The organism is uncultured Mesonia sp. (assembly GCA_947499595.1).
Lineage (GTDB): Bacteria > Bacteroidota > Bacteroidia > Flavobacteriales > Flavobacteriaceae > Mesonia > Mesonia sediminis.
Genome location: CANMOY010000008.1, coordinates 1 through 17,137, shown reverse-complemented (window position 1 = coordinate 17,137; position 17,137 = coordinate 1). Strand labels below are relative to the sequence as shown.

Annotated in this window: 19 protein-coding genes and 1 tRNA gene; 8 read left to right on the top strand and 12 right to left on the bottom strand. The window is 35.9% G+C overall.

The window, feature by feature from the left end:
* Positions 1 to 15 precede the first annotated feature (15 nt).
* The 3 genes from prmA to ACH2AZ_RS09800 are packed head-to-tail and all read left to right on the top strand — an operon-like array spanning position 16 to position 1,939.
* Positions 16 to 852: a 50S ribosomal protein L11 methyltransferase gene (prmA, locus tag ACH2AZ_RS09810; protein ID WP_394907711.1), complete on the top strand. Its 837-nt coding sequence runs from the start codon at positions 16 to 18 to the stop codon at positions 850 to 852.
* Between the two features lie 49 nt (positions 853 to 901).
* The gene (locus ACH2AZ_RS09805) at positions 902 to 1,177 is read left to right on the top strand and encodes an ATP-dependent Clp protease adaptor ClpS (protein WP_379043569.1); all 276 of its coding nucleotides are present in this window, start codon (positions 902 to 904) and stop codon (positions 1,175 to 1,177) included.
* Between the two features lie 57 nt (positions 1,178 to 1,234).
* Positions 1,235 to 1,939 (top strand): ZIP family metal transporter, encoded by a 705-nt coding sequence (locus ACH2AZ_RS09800; protein ID WP_394907710.1) that lies wholly within the window; start codon positions 1,235 to 1,237, stop codon positions 1,937 to 1,939.
* Here ACH2AZ_RS09800 and ACH2AZ_RS09795 read toward each other — a convergent pair.
* A complete protein-coding gene (locus tag ACH2AZ_RS09795) occupies positions 1,936 to 2,706 on the bottom strand; it encodes a TIGR03915 family putative DNA repair protein (RefSeq protein ID WP_394907709.1) in 771 nt (256 codons plus the stop codon). The genes ACH2AZ_RS09800 and ACH2AZ_RS09795 overlap by 4 nt on opposite strands.
* A gap of 1 nt (position 2,707) precedes the next feature.
* On the bottom strand, positions 2,708 to 3,970 hold the full coding sequence (locus ACH2AZ_RS09790; protein ID WP_394907708.1) for a putative DNA modification/repair radical SAM protein: 1,263 nt from the start codon (positions 3,968 to 3,970) through the stop codon (positions 2,708 to 2,710).
* A gap of 99 nt (positions 3,971 to 4,069) precedes the next feature.
* Between ACH2AZ_RS09790 and ACH2AZ_RS09785 the strand changes: the two genes are divergently transcribed.
* Positions 4,070 to 4,831 carry a helix-turn-helix transcriptional regulator gene (locus ACH2AZ_RS09785; RefSeq protein WP_394907707.1) on the top strand — a complete coding sequence of 254 codons (762 nt, stop codon included), beginning with the start codon at positions 4,070 to 4,072 and terminating at the stop codon, positions 4,829 to 4,831.
* Positions 4,832 to 4,877: 46 nt separating this feature from the next.
* Here ACH2AZ_RS09785 and ACH2AZ_RS09780 read toward each other — a convergent pair whose 3' ends face one another.
* From ACH2AZ_RS09780 to ACH2AZ_RS09760, 5 genes are all read right to left on the bottom strand, one after another.
* Positions 4,878 to 5,531 (bottom strand): OmpW family protein, encoded by a 654-nt coding sequence (locus tag ACH2AZ_RS09780; RefSeq protein WP_379043283.1) that lies wholly within the window; start codon positions 5,529 to 5,531, stop codon positions 4,878 to 4,880.
* A 413-nt stretch (positions 5,532 to 5,944) separates the two neighbouring features.
* Positions 5,945 to 6,694 (bottom strand): triose-phosphate isomerase, encoded by a 750-nt coding sequence (gene tpiA / locus ACH2AZ_RS09775; protein ID WP_394907706.1) that lies wholly within the window; start codon positions 6,692 to 6,694, stop codon positions 5,945 to 5,947.
* 10 nt (positions 6,695 to 6,704) lie between these two features.
* Positions 6,705 to 7,781, bottom strand: a complete 1,077-nt coding sequence (locus ACH2AZ_RS09770) for an ABC transporter permease (RefSeq protein ID WP_394907705.1) — start codon at positions 7,779 to 7,781, stop codon at positions 6,705 to 6,707.
* Between the two features lie 3 nt (positions 7,782 to 7,784).
* On the bottom strand, positions 7,785 to 8,882 hold the full coding sequence (locus ACH2AZ_RS09765) for a BT_3928 family protein (RefSeq protein WP_394907704.1): 1,098 nt from the start codon (positions 8,880 to 8,882) through the stop codon (positions 7,785 to 7,787).
* A 2-nt stretch (positions 8,883 to 8,884) separates the two neighbouring features.
* A complete protein-coding gene (locus ACH2AZ_RS09760; protein WP_379043294.1) occupies positions 8,885 to 9,436 on the bottom strand; it encodes a DUF1599 domain-containing protein in 552 nt (183 codons plus the stop codon).
* 58 nt (positions 9,437 to 9,494) lie between these two features.
* On the opposite strand from ACH2AZ_RS09760, the gene folP reads away from it, so the two are divergent.
* Both folP and cdaA read left to right on the top strand, forming a co-directional pair.
* Entirely contained in the window at positions 9,495 to 10,319 is an 825-nt protein-coding gene (folP, locus tag ACH2AZ_RS09755) for a dihydropteroate synthase (protein WP_394907703.1), read from the top strand.
* A gap of 36 nt (positions 10,320 to 10,355) precedes the next feature.
* Positions 10,356 to 11,132, top strand: coding sequence for a diadenylate cyclase CdaA (gene cdaA / locus ACH2AZ_RS09750; protein WP_379043572.1), 777 nt, complete (start codon positions 10,356 to 10,358; stop codon positions 11,130 to 11,132).
* A 22-nt stretch (positions 11,133 to 11,154) separates the two neighbouring features.
* Here the strand turns inward: cdaA and ACH2AZ_RS09745 are convergent, their stop codons facing one another.
* Both ACH2AZ_RS09745 and truA read right to left on the bottom strand, forming a co-directional pair.
* Positions 11,155 to 12,918, bottom strand: a complete 1,764-nt coding sequence (locus ACH2AZ_RS09745) for an ABC transporter ATP-binding protein (protein WP_394907702.1) — start codon at positions 12,916 to 12,918, stop codon at positions 11,155 to 11,157.
* A complete protein-coding gene (gene truA, locus ACH2AZ_RS09740) occupies positions 12,908 to 13,663 on the bottom strand; it encodes a tRNA pseudouridine(38-40) synthase TruA (RefSeq protein ID WP_394907701.1) in 756 nt (251 codons plus the stop codon). Before truA ends, ACH2AZ_RS09745 begins: the two co-directional genes overlap by 11 nt.
* A 92-nt stretch (positions 13,664 to 13,755) precedes the next feature.
* Between truA and ACH2AZ_RS09735 the strand changes: the two genes are divergently transcribed.
* Entirely contained in the window at positions 13,756 to 14,262 is a 507-nt protein-coding gene (locus ACH2AZ_RS09735; RefSeq protein WP_394907700.1) for a metallophosphoesterase family protein, read from the top strand.
* Positions 14,263 to 14,318: 56 nt separating this feature from the next.
* On the opposite strand, the gene ACH2AZ_RS09730 is transcribed toward ACH2AZ_RS09735, so the two are convergent.
* Positions 14,319 to 14,729, bottom strand: coding sequence for a DUF4293 domain-containing protein (locus tag ACH2AZ_RS09730; protein ID WP_379043309.1), 411 nt, complete (start codon positions 14,727 to 14,729; stop codon positions 14,319 to 14,321).
* Between the two features lie 228 nt (positions 14,730 to 14,957).
* On the opposite strand from ACH2AZ_RS09730, the gene rho reads away from it, so the two are divergent.
* A complete protein-coding gene (gene rho / locus ACH2AZ_RS09725) occupies positions 14,958 to 16,628 on the top strand; it encodes a transcription termination factor Rho (protein ID WP_394907699.1) in 1,671 nt (556 codons plus the stop codon).
* Between the two features lie 155 nt (positions 16,629 to 16,783).
* Here rho and rpsT read toward each other — a convergent pair whose 3' ends face one another.
* Together rpsT and ACH2AZ_RS09715 are read right to left on the bottom strand one after the other, a co-directional pair.
* On the bottom strand, positions 16,784 to 17,032 hold the full coding sequence (gene rpsT, locus ACH2AZ_RS09720; protein ID WP_147860608.1) for a 30S ribosomal protein S20: 249 nt from the start codon (positions 17,030 to 17,032) through the stop codon (positions 16,784 to 16,786).
* Positions 17,033 to 17,063: 31 nt separating this feature from the next.
* A tRNA-Glu gene (locus tag ACH2AZ_RS09715) sits at positions 17,064 to 17,135 on the bottom strand.
* Between the last annotated feature and the right edge of the window lie 2 nt (positions 17,136 to 17,137).

The window sequence follows — 17,137 nt, the reverse complement described above, 5'->3', positions numbered from 1 at the left end:
CAAATATTGTAAACCATGACTCCAACTTATATAGGATATTTCTTTCGGTTAGAACCCGTCCAACCGCTTGCCGAAATCTTGATTGCCCAGCTTAACGAATTAGGTTTTGATAGTTTTGTTGAAACCGAAACGGGATTAGAGGCTTATATAGAGAAATCTCTGCATCAACCCGAGGCAGTTAAAGAATTATACATTTTTCAAAATCCTGATTTTAAGATAGACTTTGAAGTTAAGGAAATTGAACAGGTAAATTGGAATGAGGAGTGGGAACGAAATTTCCAGCCTATTTTAGTGGATGACATCTGCCAAATAAGAGCACCTTTTCATGCCAAACAAGAGACTACCTACGATATTATTATTGAACCTAAAATGTCTTTTGGTACGGGGCATCATGCCACCACTCATATGATGGTACAACATTTATTGCAGCTCGATTGCACAAACAAAGTGGTTTTAGATATGGGCTGTGGCACAGGTATTCTTGCCATTTTGGCCGGTATGCGAGGTGCTACAGATATAACCGCTATAGATATAGACCATTGGTGCTATTTAAACACACAAGAAAATGTAGTTCGCAATAACTACTCGGCAATTAAAGTTTTTGAAGGCGACGCATCACTGCTCGGCTCTAAAAAATTCGATTTAATCATCGCCAATATCAACCGCAATATTCTTCTTCAAGATCTACCCATTTACGAGAAGGTATTGCTACAAGAGGGTATAATTTTATTAAGCGGCTTTTACGAAGAAGATTTAAGTCTCATAAACGAAAAGTGCAAGCAATTAGGATTGCAATATGTAAATCACTTCATTAAAGATAACTGGGTGGGTGCAAAATTTGTTAAAAATTAAAATTTACATTCAAAATTATTTATTTTTGAAAGAAACAAGCTTAACAACTATGAGTGTTCAGGAGGAAGTACTAGAAAAGAGTGCGACAGAAACCGCAGAAGAAGAACAGAACCAAATTATTGTTTTTAATGATGATGTCAACACTTTTGACCATGTAATTGAAATGCTAATTAAGAGTTGTGATCACGATGCCCTACAAGCCGAGCAATGCACGCTTATTATTCATTATAAAGGAAAATGTGCCGTAAAAACGGGAGATTATGAAGATTTAAAACCACGTTGTACTGCCTTACTAGAAGCGGGAATTAGTGCCGAAATCCAATAATATAGAGTAGCCTCAACAGCCGGTTTGGTTTTTTTATTTTATGTTAAAAACCTAACTATGGAAAAATTATTATTCTTTTCGTTTCTAGCTGGGGTAAGTGTTTTTATTGGCGGACTTCTAGCCTATTTTTTTAATCATCACCTTAAAGACACCCCTATAAAATACGAGTTAAGCCATAGTTTTATGGCCTTTGGCTCAGGCATTATCCTATCGGCAGTAGCTTTAGTTTTAATTCCTAAAGGCCTTGAGGAGTTAGCGGTATGGCCGCTGGTTTTGACTTTCTTATCTGGTGCGCTCTGTTTTTTATTAATCGATTGGTATTTGAGTAAAAAAGGTGGTCAAACCGCTACTTTACTGGCAATGCTTATGGATTTTATACCAGAATCCATTGCTCTGGGAGCCGTTTTTGCATCACAGTCTCAAATGGCCAAATTACTTGCTGTCTTTATTGGTTTACAAAACTTACCCGAAGCCTTTAATGCTTTTAGAGACTTAACCCAAAGTGGATTTAGTACACGTAAAACTCTGCTGCTTTTCTTCTTTCTAAGTTTTTTTGGATTAGGTGGTGCTTTAGCAGGACATTTTATTTTAAGTGATTACCCTGATTTGACAGCTTATTTAATGACCTTCGCTAGTGGCGGAATTTTATATCTTCTCGTACAAGATCTCATTCCTGAAAGTAAATTAAAAAACACTTACCTCCCAACGCTAGGGGCAATATTAGGATTTTGCATTGGTATGATTGGTGAGAAGATAATTTAATAATCCAATATATATTTTTCACTTAAGTATTTCCAATATCGTTTAGGAACGTGTTGAGTATGCAGTTTTTTATTGGCGCGTTCTTGAATATTGGTATGTTCAAAATAATTTTTCCATAATTTTTTATAGGCCACTTCATCTTCAGCTAACAAATCTGGTGGCGTACTATGTAAGAAAGTATTTACCGATGGCAAGTGCACATGCCTTAAGGATTCTAAATCGTATAACAAACCATAATCACGTTTTATATCATAGATACACCATTCTTGATCGGCAAAACGGGTTTTAAAATGCTTGGCATTTAGGGGTAACACATTAAAATCGGGAGCTATTCGCGCGAAGTATAGACCGTTTGCCGTTTTTTCGAAACGTACAAATGCATCCATACGATGCTTTTCTCTCCCTATCATTTTATTAATCTTTTGCAATTGTATTACTGCATCTCTACTAAAGTCATTTTTACCACTATGCTTATCAACCATCAATTGGCATATATAGGCAAGTATTAACTGGGGCACCTCAGCCAACTCGCTCAAAAAGCATCGGTATAACCAAGTAAGGTCGCTTTTACCGCCATATTTAATAATTCCCTTTGCCACACGGGCGGCTTTTTCTTGATCTGTGCTTACCCAGATTTCTTCATCAAAAAAAGATGCAGCATGGTTGTTTTGCCTCATCAGTTTTACATCTTTCAATCTTAAATGAAACACCTCAAAAATGGCAGATAACAAACCTTCAAAGCTATGATCAAATAGCACAATTTTCATTTTATTCAAATAAATTTAATTGTGAATTAAACAATGGCTTGTATTTGCTTTTTCCTTGAGTAAGTATATTTGATTTTATTTGTTGCGCACTCATATCGGCCTTTAGAAAATCACGAGAGTCGCATACCATAAAATATTGTGCTCTATTCAAAGCAATACCCATTTTCTTTAGGTGATGCCATCCTAGTTTCCGGTACTTTCTGGCTTGCAGAATCTTGTAAACAGACTTTAGTCCCACACCAGGTATGCGCGCGAGTTGTTGTTTATCAGCTTTGTTTATATCTACAGGAAAAAGATGTAAATTTCGTAAGGCCCAACTTAATTTTGGGTCTATATCACTATCTAAGTTAGGATGTTTCTGATTTAATAACTCATCGATTGAAAAGCCGTAAAATCTTAGTAACCAATCGGTTTGATAAAGTCGGTTCTCTCTAAGCATGGGCACCTCTGTACCAATTGCGGGAAGTCGAGAATCATAAGAAATAGGAACGTACCCCGAGTAATACACCCTTTTCATTTTATACTTTTTATAAAGATGAGCAGCAGTATACATAATTTGGGCATCGGTTTCATTGGTGGCCCCTACAATCATTTGCGTACTTTGCCCGGCCGGCGCATACACTGGCGTACTTTTAATCAGTTTTTTTTCAGATTTATACTTAACAATCTCATTACGCACCTTTTTCATGGGTTTTAAAAAATCTTCGCGGTTTTTTTCGGGAGCCAGTAATTTTAACCCATTTTGAGTAGGAATCTCTATATTTACCGAAAGTCGATCGGCATACAAGCCTGCCTCATACATCAAATCATCACTCGCCCCAGGAATAGATTTTAAGTGAATATAGCCGTTGAAGTTTTCTTCTAACCGCAATTTTTTTGCAACCAAGATGAGGCGTTCCATCGTATAATCGGCATTTTTAAAAATACCTGAACTTAAAAAAAGTCCTTCAATATAATTGCGCCTATAGAAATTGATTGTTAAATCGACTACTTCTTGTACTTTAAAAGCGGCACGTTTAATATCATTGCTTTTTCTCGTTACACAGTAAGCACAGTCAAAAATACAATGATTGGTAAGCAAAATTTTTAACAGTGAAACGCATCGACCATCGGCCGTATAGGTATGGCAAATCCCCATTCCACTTGAATCGCCTAAACCCTTTTTCTTGTTGGTTCGTTTGCTGCCACTACTCGAACAAGAAACATCATATTTGGCGGCATCGGCTAGTATGCTAAGTTTTTCTTTGATTCTATCAAAATTCATTTATATGGATTTTATACAAATTTACGGATTAAATCCGTTTAAACGGAAATAAACCGAATAAGTTTTGGAAAATATCCGCCAAATAATGTATATTTGGATATGGAATTACCAATAGAAATACGTCGATTTAAAGAAATTAGAGAAGAGCAAGGTGCAACTCAAGCCGAGTTCGCTTCTCTTTTAGGTGTTAAAACCTCAACTGCCGATATTGAACGCGGTCGAACTAAACTTAGCGGAAGTGTAGTAATGGAGTTACTCAAGCAGTTTAGTATAAATCCATTATGGTTGTTTGGTGAAAGCAATCAAAAGCGTTTGCCTCTGCATCGAGTAGATACCATGCCAAAGGTAATTAGCCTTAATTCTGAGGAAAATGAAAACATTGTAATGGTAAACCAAAAAGCTGCTGCAGGTTACCCTCATAATGTTCAAGATGTTGATTGGTACAGGCAATTGCCCGCTTTTGATATGCCGCTTCCTCAATTTAGAAATGCAACTTATAGAGGGTTTCAAATAGAAGGAGATAGTATGCTGCCCAATTTTAGACCAGATGAGTGGGTGTTGGCCAAGGCAGTACCAAGTATAAGTGATGCCAATGACCACCGTGTGTATGTGGTGGTAATGTATGATAGTGTAGTGGTAAAAAAGTTGCATAAGTTAGCGGATCCTAGCCGTGTTCGATTAATTTCTTTTAATGACGAGTATCCTGCCTTTGAAGTTAATGTTGCTGAAATTCAGGAATTATGGCAAGTCAATTCTAAACTTACTTTTAATCTAGATGCCAACTCAGACAATGGCATTTTGCGGGAATTGCAGGCTTCTATGCAAGAACTAAAAAATAAAATCAATAATTTAAATAAGTAGAAAAACCCGGTATCTCACCAGGTTTTATCTATCTATTTACTTTAAATTATAATTTATATCCTACACCAAATCCTATTAACCAAGGATTAATATCAACATCTGCCCCAACAGTTGCCCCTAGTGCACTGGTAGCGTCTACCTCTACATCTGTATTTAAAAATAATTTTTTGACATCTAAATTTAGAAACCAATTATTATTTAAGGTATAATCTAGACCCAATTGTAAGGCGAAACTAACATTGTTATCATAGGTTAAATTATCGGCAACAGGACCTTCGTCTTCTCCATAAAATATGGTATAATTAATCCCTGCCCCCAAATAGGGCTTGAAATTACCATTGTAGAAGTGATATTGAGCGGTTAAAGTAGGTGGCAATAACCATACTGAACCTAAATCTATTTCTCCAACAGCCGTATTAATCGCCGAGACCTCGTGTTTGGTCGTCCCTAAAATTAATTCCGCTGCAATATTCTTAGTAAAGAAATAAGTGATATCCAATTCTGGAATTACTGTTGTTGAAATGTCAACATCTCCACCAATAGCCTCGATATTGGCACTTTCATCTGGAGTAACTACGACACCCCTAAGCCTAAATTGCCATTTAGAATAATCGGTTTGCTCATTTTTTGAGATTTCTTGTGCTTGACCCACAAACGGTACGAGCATAGCCACTAATAATGCTAAAACTACCTTTTTCATAATTAATAGTATTTAAAATTAGAATTTATTTGTTATTTATTAGCAAATTTAGTTTTAGTTTAAAGTGATAAAAATGACTTAAATCAGCCTTATCTTAAGCCCTATCTCAATAATTTTATTTGCTTTAAATCACAAAGGATTAAAAGATAAAAAAACAGAATAGTTTTATCTTATAGCTTTATCAACCCAAACTATAAGATTTTAATTTTCAAAAACTTACAGCAAGCATAGTTATAAATACGTATCAATTTATCTTTCAAAAAAATCTACACCAGTTTTTAACCTGATTAAAGTTAGCATTTAGAAGTAAAAAATCATCTCAATAAATTTCTCTTATTTTTTTAAATAGTGACTTTTGTCATAAAAAAACTGCTCACAATGGAGCAGTTTCAAAATATTGATGCTCGAAAACATTAAAAAGCATTTATAATAGCTGAAAAATCATCCGCTTTAAGCGATGCACCACCTATCAATCCGCCATCTACATCGGGTTTTGAAAAAAGTTCTTTGGCGTTGTTAGGCTTTACGCTACCACCATATAAAATAGAGGTATTTTCAGATAAATCAGCGTCAAAGCGCTCAGTGATCTGTTGTCTGATAAACTCATGCATTTCCTGGGCCTGTTCGGGAGTAGCCGTTTCACCAGTTCCAATTGCCCAAACCGGTTCATAGGCAATTATAACGCTCTTCATTTGCTCTGCATTTAGATGAAAGAGACTATTTTCAAGTTGGCTTTTAATGGTTTCATTTTGACGATTGGCTTTTCTAGCCTCTAGCTCCTCTCCCACACAAAAAATTATTTGCATCGATTCTTCTAGCGCCGTATTTACCTTTCTCGCCAATATTTCATCGGTTTCATTATACAGATGTCTGCGTTCAGAATGCCCTATAATCACAGTTTTTACTCCAATACTGGTTAGCATGGATGCAGCAACCTCTCCCGTATGCGCTCCCTGCTTATGTGCATTACAGTTTTGTGCAATTACTTCTATAACAGAATCTTTTAGCATTTCTTTGACTGGAAATAACAAAGGGAAGCTAGGTGCAACCATCACTTTAACTTCTGAATGCATTTCATTTTGTTTTAAAGCCTCTAACAAAGTTATTGATTCGGGCAGGTTGTTATTCATCTTCCAGTTTCCTGCAATAATTTTATCTCGCATAATTTTTTATTTAATTCGTTCTTATTTTTGGATCTAAATAGGCGTAAATTACATCTACCAAAATATTGATAAGCATAAACATACACGCTATCACAATTACCGCGCCCATTATTATTGGTAAATCTAAGGTGTTTAGTGCGTCTACAATTTCTTTTCCTAAACCATTCCACCCAAAGATATATTCAACAAAAACTGCCCCTGCCAACATTGAAGCAAACCAACCAGAAATGGCAGTTACAACCGGATTCATAGCGTTTTTTAAAGCGTGCCTCCATACTATTTGATAGGTATTAAGACCTTTGGCTTTGGCAGTACGAATATAATCTTGACTCAACACATCGAGCAGAGAATTTCGCATTAATTGAATTACTACAGCCAAGGGTCTAATCCCTAAAACCAAAGCGGGTAGTATTAAATTTTTAAGTTGTAATTGATTGGCTTCACCAAAATCATCTAACTCATATAAACTTCCTGTGGTATTCAGACCGGTGTAGTTGTGCAAAACAAACCCAAACAGCCATGCAAATATAATGGCACTAAAAAATGAAGGGACACTCATACCTACCGTACTTAGTACTTGAATACTTTGATCTATCCAAGAGTCTTTTCTCAAAGCCGATAAAATGCCAAAAAAAACACCCAAGAGCAAAGCAATACTTATTGCCGAAAATGCTAAAACAATTGTATTGGGAAGCGTTTCGGCAATCACCTGTCCGACCTGTTTATTGTTTTTTTGAAAGGATTCTCGTAGATAAGGTCTTTTGACAACACAAGTAAAAGAGTTTGTTTTGAACAAAGCGATAGCATCATATTTTCCTGTACTAAGAGCGGTGTAATGTGACTTGTTATTTGCGTGGACCGATATGGGTGACAAGTCATTTAAATAATACCCGTATTGTGTGGCTAAGCTTTGGTCAAATCCATATTTTTCTCGAATGATTTGCAATTGCTCTTCACTTTCAATCTGACCGAGCATCATTTGAGCGGGATCGCCGGGTAAAACTTGAAACAATAAGAAAATTACACTTATTACCCCCCAAAGGGTTAAGGCTGCATAAACTATCTTTTTACCAATGTATGTTATCAAAATTTAATCTAATGCAATTTTTTGAGCATCATTCCAATGCAGTTTTTGTTTGATGGTTCCTTCGTGAAGCAGAACCAAACCGGGGTTAGAACGAACAATAGTTTTAATAGTGGTTTCATCGGCAAAATAAAAATCTAGGTTTAGTTGAAAATCTTTATTAATTTCTTGGTATTCTGCCGCTCCAGAAGCCGATAAAGCTATTACTTTATAACCTTTCTCTTGAGCCTGTTGGAGAACTGGTTTGATTTTTGCCCAACCTTTACGTTCGGTTTTAGATAAATTATAAGCGCTAACAATTAAAACCTTTGGTTCATTTAATATTTGGCCGGTTAAATCTTTACCGTTTATTTCTAATGCAAAGTCGTGGATTGGTGGCACATAACCTTCAGCTACCATTTCGGTTTCTACCTCAACAAACTCTCCATCAATTGGCGGGTAGCTGCCTTGAGTAGTGTAAATTTTTTCCTCACCATCCACTTTGAATTTCCAATGGTAGTCGTAAATTGCTTCTGGTGCGCCTTCTGGAACTCGCATGGCCTCTTGAATATTAACCCCTTCTTTATAGGCTCTAAAATCTACAACCGGTAAATGCATTAAGACGTGATAAGCTAAGCCCAAACAACCTATAAAAGCCGCAAAAAATATCCATTTATGAGAATTTGGGTTAAAAATAGGTTGTATATATTTTTGATTAAAGAAAATTATAAGAATAAGCACACTTAAAACAACGTCTTTATAAAAGCTCTCCCAGGGCGTCAAGGGGATCGCATCGCCAAAGCATCCGCAATCGGTTACCTTATTAAAGTAAGCCGAATAAAAGGTTAAAAATGTAAAGAAAATAATCATTAGTAATATACTCCAGCTAGTAAATTTTTTTAGGTAACCGAGTAGTAAATTTACACCCAAAAGCACCTCAAAAATTACAATAAAAACCGCCAAAGCCAATGCATAAGGCACTAAAAAAGGCAGATTAAGAACGCTGGCTGCAAAATAATCTTGTAGCTTAAACGAAAAACCTACGGGATCATTAAGTTTTACTAAACCACTGAAGATAAAAAGTACACCTACAAATATGCGTGCAAAGTTTACAACTGCTTTCATAATTATTTTTTTTGCTGATTGAAATTAAGTAAAATAAGGGCAAATACGGCATAATTCACCATATCTTGATAATTAGCATCAATACCTTCGCTAACCAACGTTTTGCCTTGATTATTTTCGATTTGTTTTACCCGCAATAATTTTTGCAAAATCAAATCGGTTAAAGAGCTTACCCGCATTTCGCGCCAAGCTTCGCCATAATCGTGGTTTTTATTCAACATTAACTGTTTGGTTAAGGCAATTTGCTCGTCATAAACTTCTAGAGCTTGTTCTAATGACAAGTCAGGTTGCTGCGCAACACCTTTTTTAAGCTGAATCAAAGCCATCACGCTGTAATTAATAATGCCTATGAATTCTGGAATTTCCCCTTCGTCAACTTTTTGAACTTGATTTTCTTGCAATCCGCGAATGCGTTGTGCTTTAATAAATATTTGATCGGTTAGTGAAGGTAATCGCAGAATACGCCATGCGCTGGAGTAATCTTGCATTTTCTGACTAAAAAGAGCTCTACATTTTTGGATTACGGCATCGTATTGCTGCGCTGTTTGTTGCATAGAAAAGATGAATTTTGCGTAAATTTCGCATTTATAATTATAAAAATCAATTTTTAAGATGACAATTAATTGCAAAGGAAGCCTTATCGATTTGAGTTCACCTAAAATAATGGGTATATTGAATCTAACACCCGATTCTTTTTATGATGGTGGACAATATAAATCTGAAATACAAATACTTCGGCAAACTGAAAAAATGCTTAGCGAAGGAGCTGATTTTATTGACCTTGGCGGATATAGTTCTCGACCAGGAGCAAAAGAAGTGGGTGCAACTGAAGAGTGCCAGCGCGTGCTACCAGTAATAGAGCTTATTCTAAAACATTTTCCCGAGACACTTATTTCAATAGACACTTTTAGAAGTGAGGTGGCCGAAAAGAGCATTGGCGCAGGAGCAGCAATTATTAACGATATCTCTGCAGGAGAATTAGATCAGGCTATGTTATCAACAGCAGCCAAACTACAAGTGCCCTACATTATGATGCATATGCGAGGAAACCCAAAAACCATGCAAAGCTTAACGCAATACCAAAATCTTACTCAAGAAATTATTTTTTACTTTTCAAAGAAAATACAGCAAGCTCGTGATCTTGGTCTTAATGATATTATTATAGATCCAGGATTCGGATTTGCTAAATCTCTTTCTCAAAATTATACCTTGCTGAATGAACTTGCTCTTTTGCAGCAACTGCAAGCACCAATATTAATTGGCGTTTCAAGAAAATCAATGATTTACAAGCTATTAGACTCAAATGCACAGAACGCTTTAAATGGAACTACGGTCTTACACACACTGGCGCTACAAAAGGGTGCACAGATTCTTCGGGTTCACGATGTTAAAGAAGCTAAAGAATGTGTGCGTATACTAGATCAACTTAAAGATTAATTTATAAATTTACGAAAATCATTTTTTTTGGATAGCATTAGTTTTTTAGAACTCAGAATATTAGACATTATAGACATTTTATTAGTAGCTATACTACTATATTATGTTTATCGCTTGGTTAAGGGCAGTGCAGCCATTAATATATTTATAGGCATTGTAATTATTTACCTTGTCTGGAAATTAACCCAATTGCTTCAAATGGAGATGCTAAGCAGCATATTAGGACAGTTTATTGGGGCCGGAATGTTCGCCTTAATTGTAGTTTTTCAGCAAGAAATAAGAAAATTCTTACTTATGGTTGGCTCAACCAATTTTGGTAGTAGGCGCAACTTTCTACGTCAGTTTAAATTCAATAAAAACAATGGTAATCAACTTGAAACCGATTTTAAATCGATAATTAAGGCTTGCCAGAAAATGGGTCAAAACAACACTGGTGCGCTAATTGTTATTAAAAGAAATACAAGTTTAGATTTTATAAAAAGCTCAGGAGATAGTATGCGCATTAAAGTAAACCAGCCTATTATAGAATCTGTTTTTTATCCAAACTCTCCTCTACATGACGGAGCTATGATTATCGAAGACAATACTATCACAGCAACAAGGGTTATTTTACCTGTTTCTAACGATAGAAACATTCCGCTGCGTTTTGGGTTAAGGCATCGAGCTGCTATAGGAATTACCGAAAAAACAGATGCTGTTGCCTTAGTGGTTAGTGAAGAAACTGGGCATACCTCCTATATCAAAGATGGAAGTTTTGATTTATACGATGATTTAGAGGAGCTAGAAAAAAAATTAGAAGAAGACCTTTCTTAAACTTCATCTATTTCATTAACTATTATAAATCGTATTCGAGAAACTGTACTTCATAAAGGCTTTTGTAATACCCCTCTTCTTTTTGAAGCAATTGTTGATGTGTTCCTATTTCAACAATTTTACCCGCATCCATGACAATGATCTTATCTGCTTTTTTAACGGTTGCCAACCGGTGTGCTATTATTATTGAGGTTCTTCCTTGGGTAATCTTATCGGTAGCCTCTTGAATCAATTGTTCGCTATAACTGTCTACGCTAGAGGTGGCCTCATCTAAAACCAAAATGCTTGGTTTACTTACATAGGCCCTTAAAAACGCAATCAATTGCCGTTGCCCGCTAGACAACATTGAGCCTCTTTCCTTTACATTATATTGATACTTCCCTGGTAAGGTATTGATAAAATCGTGTACGCCAATTTCTTTCGCTGCAGCAATGACATCCTCTAAGCTTATCTTCGGGTTTTCTAATGTGATATTATTCTCAATCGTATCGGCGAAAAGAAAAACATCTTGTAAAACAACGGCAATTTCATTTCGTAAAGATTTTAGTTGAAACTCTTTTATATCAATACCATCTATGCTAATACTCCCTCCATTAATTTCATAAAACCTACTTAATAAATTTATGATAGTACTTTTACCAGCACCAGTTGCACCTACAATAGCTACCGTTTCTCCAGCTTTCACTTTCAAATCAATCCCTTTAAGCACTAACTCATCAGGTATGTAACCAAAGCTCACTTGTTTAAATTCAATATCTCCTTGAAGATTTTTTGCTATTTGAGTCCCTTGATCTTTTATTATGGCTTTGGTATCTAAAACCGCAAAAACCCGATTTGCGGCTACCATTCCCATTTGCAGGGTATTAAATTTATCGGCTATTTGTCGTAAAGGCCTAAACAACATTTGTATAAGCTGGATAAACATGACAATTATACCCAAATTTAATTCTTCGCCCGCTACAACCCTTAAGCCTCCAAACCAAACTACTAATCCTATCGCAATCGAAGTTGCCATTTCTGCGATAGGAAAAAAAATAGAATTGTACCAAACTGTTTTAATCCAAGCATTTTTGTGTTTCTCGTTAATGGCTTTAAACCGAGCATATTCTACTTTCTCTCGATGAAAAATCTGCACTATTTTCATTCCTGTAAGCCTTTCTTGTACAAATGTATTGAGATTAGAAACCTGTGTTCTGACCTCTTCAAAAGCCACTTTCATTTTTTTCTGAAAAACACGTGTAGCGTAAATAATCAGCGGTAAGATTAGAAAAACCAAGAGGCTTAACCTCCAGCTTTGATATAACATAAACCCAACTACCACAAGCATTTTCAATAAATCGCTAATAATCATGAAAAGCCCCTGGCTAAAAATACTTGCAATAGTTTCAATATCACTTACTGCACGAGTAACCAATCTACCTACAGCAGATTGATCATAATATTGCTTTTTAAACTGCAGCATATGAGCAAACAATTTAACCCGTATATCCCGTATAACTTGCTGCCCAAGCCAATTCGCAAAGTAAATAAATCCAAACTGAGTAAGCACTTCTAACACTAAAGCTCCTAACATTAGCATAATAAAGTTAACCAGTAAACTCGCGTCTTTTGGTACTATGCTTTGATTAATGACTACCTTGGTTAAATACGGGTTAACCACCCCAAGTAAGGAGAGCAAAATAGCTGTAAAAGCTACAAAGTAAAAGGTCTTTTTATACGGATTAGTATACGTGAGTAAACGCTTAAACAACCTAAAATCAAATGCGTTACCCTTTTTATTTGCCATGGTTTGTAAAAATATGTGCAGGATAATCAACCTGCGTTAAATAAAGACCTCGAGCCGGCGCAGAAGCTCCAGCATTAGACCTGTTTTTAGATTGAATGATTTGGTGCATTGCTTTCGGTTCGCGTTTCCCGCAACCCACCTCTAATAAAGTTCCTACTATGGCTCTTACCATATTACGCAAAAACCGATTTGCCTGTATACTAAAAATAAGCTGATGCCCTACTTGTTTCCAACTAGCGTGCATAATGGAGCAATCAAAAGTAAAAACATCTGTCTTTACTTTTGAAAAAGATTCAAAATCGGTATAATCCAATAAAATATCGGCCGCCTCTTGCATTTTCTTTATATCTAAAGTACGTTTCACAAAATAGCTTCCTTGATTTGTAAAAGGATTCTTTTGCATATCAATCATATATTCATAACTACGTGCAGTCGCATCAAAACGCGCATGTGCCTCATCTGGCACCTCAAAAAGTTGAGAAATCGCAATATCTTTCGGTAACAGGGTATTCATTTTGTAACAGAACTCTGTTGCGTTTAAGGTTTCATCATAATCAAAATGAGCAAACAACTGCTTGGCATGCACACCAGCATCGGTACGACCTGCACCCACAACCGGCGTATAATTTTGTAAAGCAATTTGCAGTTTGTCTTCTAAGACTTCTTGTACGCTAATCACATTCGGCTGCCTCTGCCAGCCAAAATAAGCTGTACCATTGTAAGCCAATTCGATAAAATACCTCAATCTATTTACCTATTTTTGCTTTGCAAAGATACAAGAATCTGTAGACCATGTGGGTCTTAAAGCATTAAACCCTGTTAAAAACCTCTTATTTTTTGAAAAAGATTCTCCTTTTAAGTGACACTCATTCACATCTTGATGAACGCATAATTACTTATGCCCGTCAAGCGGATGAAATATGGCACGCCGGCGATATTGGAAATTTAGATGTAACCGACACTTTAAATAGTATAAAACCTTTAAGGGCTGTATACGGCAATATAGACGATGATAAAGCTCGGCGTAGTTTCCCTTTAGATTTGTTTTTTTACTGCGAACAGGTGAAAGTATACATGACTCATATAGGCGGTTATCCAGGAAAATATAATGCCCGAACAAAGCAATTAATTCAAGCCGAGAAGCCTCAGCTTTTTATTTGTGGGCATTCGCACATTTTAAAAGTGATGTATGATAAAAATAATCACGTTTTACATATGAACCCTGGTGCTTGCGGAACTCACGGTTTTCATACCGTTCGTACCATGCTTCGTTTTGAAATTAATGGAGACAAAATTGAAAAACTCGAAGTTATTGAACTAGGCCAACGTGGAAAATTAAAATAAAAAACCCAGTGAAAATCACTGGGTTTTTACGCACTAATACTACTAAGATATTAGGTTTATCGCAATCGGTCTACAGATTTTACAAGTGCTTCATCCTTTTTGATGGCTTTATTAGCCAACACTAAAAAAACGATAGAAATGATAGGAAGAAACAACCCAATACCTTTCTCTGAGATATTCATCTCTCCAGGTACGATTAGAGACCAGTACACGAAAAATCCTAGTAAAATAAAGTTTAATATGATGTTGAGTCTGTTCATAACAAACTGCAATTTTCTATTTTTAAATAAAAAGATACTTACCAATGCCAATAAAGCACTCAACAGAAGTCCGGCTAAAACATAAGGTAGGTCTGTGGCATAAATTGGATTTGCATTGGGGTTCAACCACAAGCTAAATACAAATGACGCCATAACACTAACCACCAAACTCAGCAATAAATAAATACTTTGAATGCGTTGAATCATTTTTATCTTTTGATATGGATACAAAAATATAATATTTATTGTATTTGAAAACCCTAAAAAAGAAAATAAAATTGTATTATTGCAGTATCTATGCGTAACCACTTCAAACAAGGTTACTTAGAACTTCATAATTTTTTCAAAAAAAACATACATTTTACCAAACCGTCGTTTTTCACATATAGGTTTTGGTTTTAACACAAAACATTCAATAATATATTTTTTCAATAGATGTTAGAAATATCAGAATTAAAAGCAAAAAAGCTACCCGAGCTTAAAGAAATTGCCAAATCGCTCAATGTACCTAAGTACAACCGCTTAAAAAAATTAGATTTAGTTTATCAAATTTTAGATTACCAAGCGGCAAACCCGCACAAAACCAAGGAGGCGTTAAGCGAGGAAGAGCCACAAACAAAACCTAAAGAAAAAAATATTGCAGAGGCTAGAAAGGAAGAAAAACCAAACAATCATTCAAAGCCTCTAAAAAAATCTCCTCATAAAGAAGGAGAGAAAGATCAAAAATCAGATAGATCTAAAAAACAACCCTCCAAACAAACTAAAAAGACCACTTCGCATCCTGATCAAGGAAAAAAAGCAAACGAGAGCTCTAATTCTAATTCTGGTCGCTCAAATCACCAAAAAGAAAGGCAAAACCAGCACCCCAAACACGAGCAAAGTAAAAAGCAGAGCGATCGATCAAACGATAAAAAAGACCCTCAGCATAAAAATAAATCACAAAATGGTAACAAAGATAAACGTAATAAATACCGCGAGCCCAATTATGAGTTCGATGCCATTATAGAAAGTGAAGGGGTTCTAGATATTATGCAAGATGGTTACGGCTTTTTACGCTCATCAGACTATAACTACCTTTCTTCACCCGACGACATCTACGTTTCTCAATCACAGATTAAACTATTCGGGTTAAAAACTGGAGATACTGTTTTAGGACAAATAAGACCTCCAAAGGAAGGCGAAAAATATTTTCCGTTAATCAAAATTAGTAAAATAAATGGTTTAGACCCACAAGTGGTTAGAGACCGTGTATCTTTTGAGCATCTTACTCCTCTATTTCCACAAGAAAAGTTTAAACTGGCCGAAAGAGAAAGCAATTTGTCTACGCGCATAATTGATTTATTCTCTCCTATAGGAAAAGGGCAAAGAGGTATGATTGTCTCGCAACCAAAAACTGGTAAAACGATGTTATTGAAAGATATCGCTAATGCCATTGCAGCCAATCACCCAGAAGTTTATCAGATCGTTCTATTAATAGATGAGCGCCCAGAAGAAGTAACCGACATGCAACGCCACGTAAATGGTGAAGTTGTTGCTTCAACCTTTGACAAAGAAGCGCACGAACATGTTCGTGTTGCCAATATCGTACTAGAAAAAGCAAAACGCTTGGTTGAATGCGGCCACGACGTAGTAATTTTACTTGACTCTATTACTCGATTGGCACGAGCTTACAACACTGTACAACCCGCCAGCGGAAAAGTACTAAGTGGTGGTGTAGATGCAAATGCCTTACACAAACCAAAACGCTTTTTTGGTGCGGCAAGAAATATTGAAAAAGGAGGATCTTTATCTATTATAGCGACCGCTTTAACCGATACAGGCTCTAAGATGGATGAAGTAATTTTTGAAGAATTTAAAGGTACAGGTAATATGGAGCTGCAGTTAGACCGTAAAATTGCTAACCGTAGAATATTCCCTGCCATAGACCTTACCTCTTCAAGTACCCGTAGAGATGATATGCTACACGATGAAAATACAATTCAGCGTATGTGGGTACTTAGAAAATATCTAGCAGATATGAATCCTATAGAGGCCATGGAGTTTATAAACGACAAAGTAAGAAACAGTTTAAACAACGAAGAATTTCTTATCTCGATGAACGGATAGAAGAATCGTAAGACACTCAACATAAAAACCGATTGATATATTATACCAATCGGTTTTTTTTATTACTAAAAGCTATAAAAACTTCAGCTCTAGCTAAAAATAAAAAAACCTTCCAAAAAAGGAAGGTTTCAAAATTTTTGAACACTAACTAAAACTTACAGAGCAGCAACGTGCTTTGCTAATTTAGATTTTAAATTGCTTGCTTTATTAGTGTGAATTACATTTTTCTTCGCTAATTTATCGATCATTGAAACAACAGAAGGATATAGCTTCTCTGCCTCCGCCTTATCAGCCGCTTTTAATTTCTTTATGGCATTACGGGTAGTTTTATGCTGATAGCGATTTCTTAAACGCTTCACATCATTACTACGTATTCTCTTTAATGCCGACTTATGATTTGCCATAACTCTATTTCTTATCTCATTAATTAAATTGTAGTCCGTAGGGGATTCGAACCCCTGTTACCAGGATGAAAACCTGGCGTCCTAACCCCTAGACGAACGGACCAT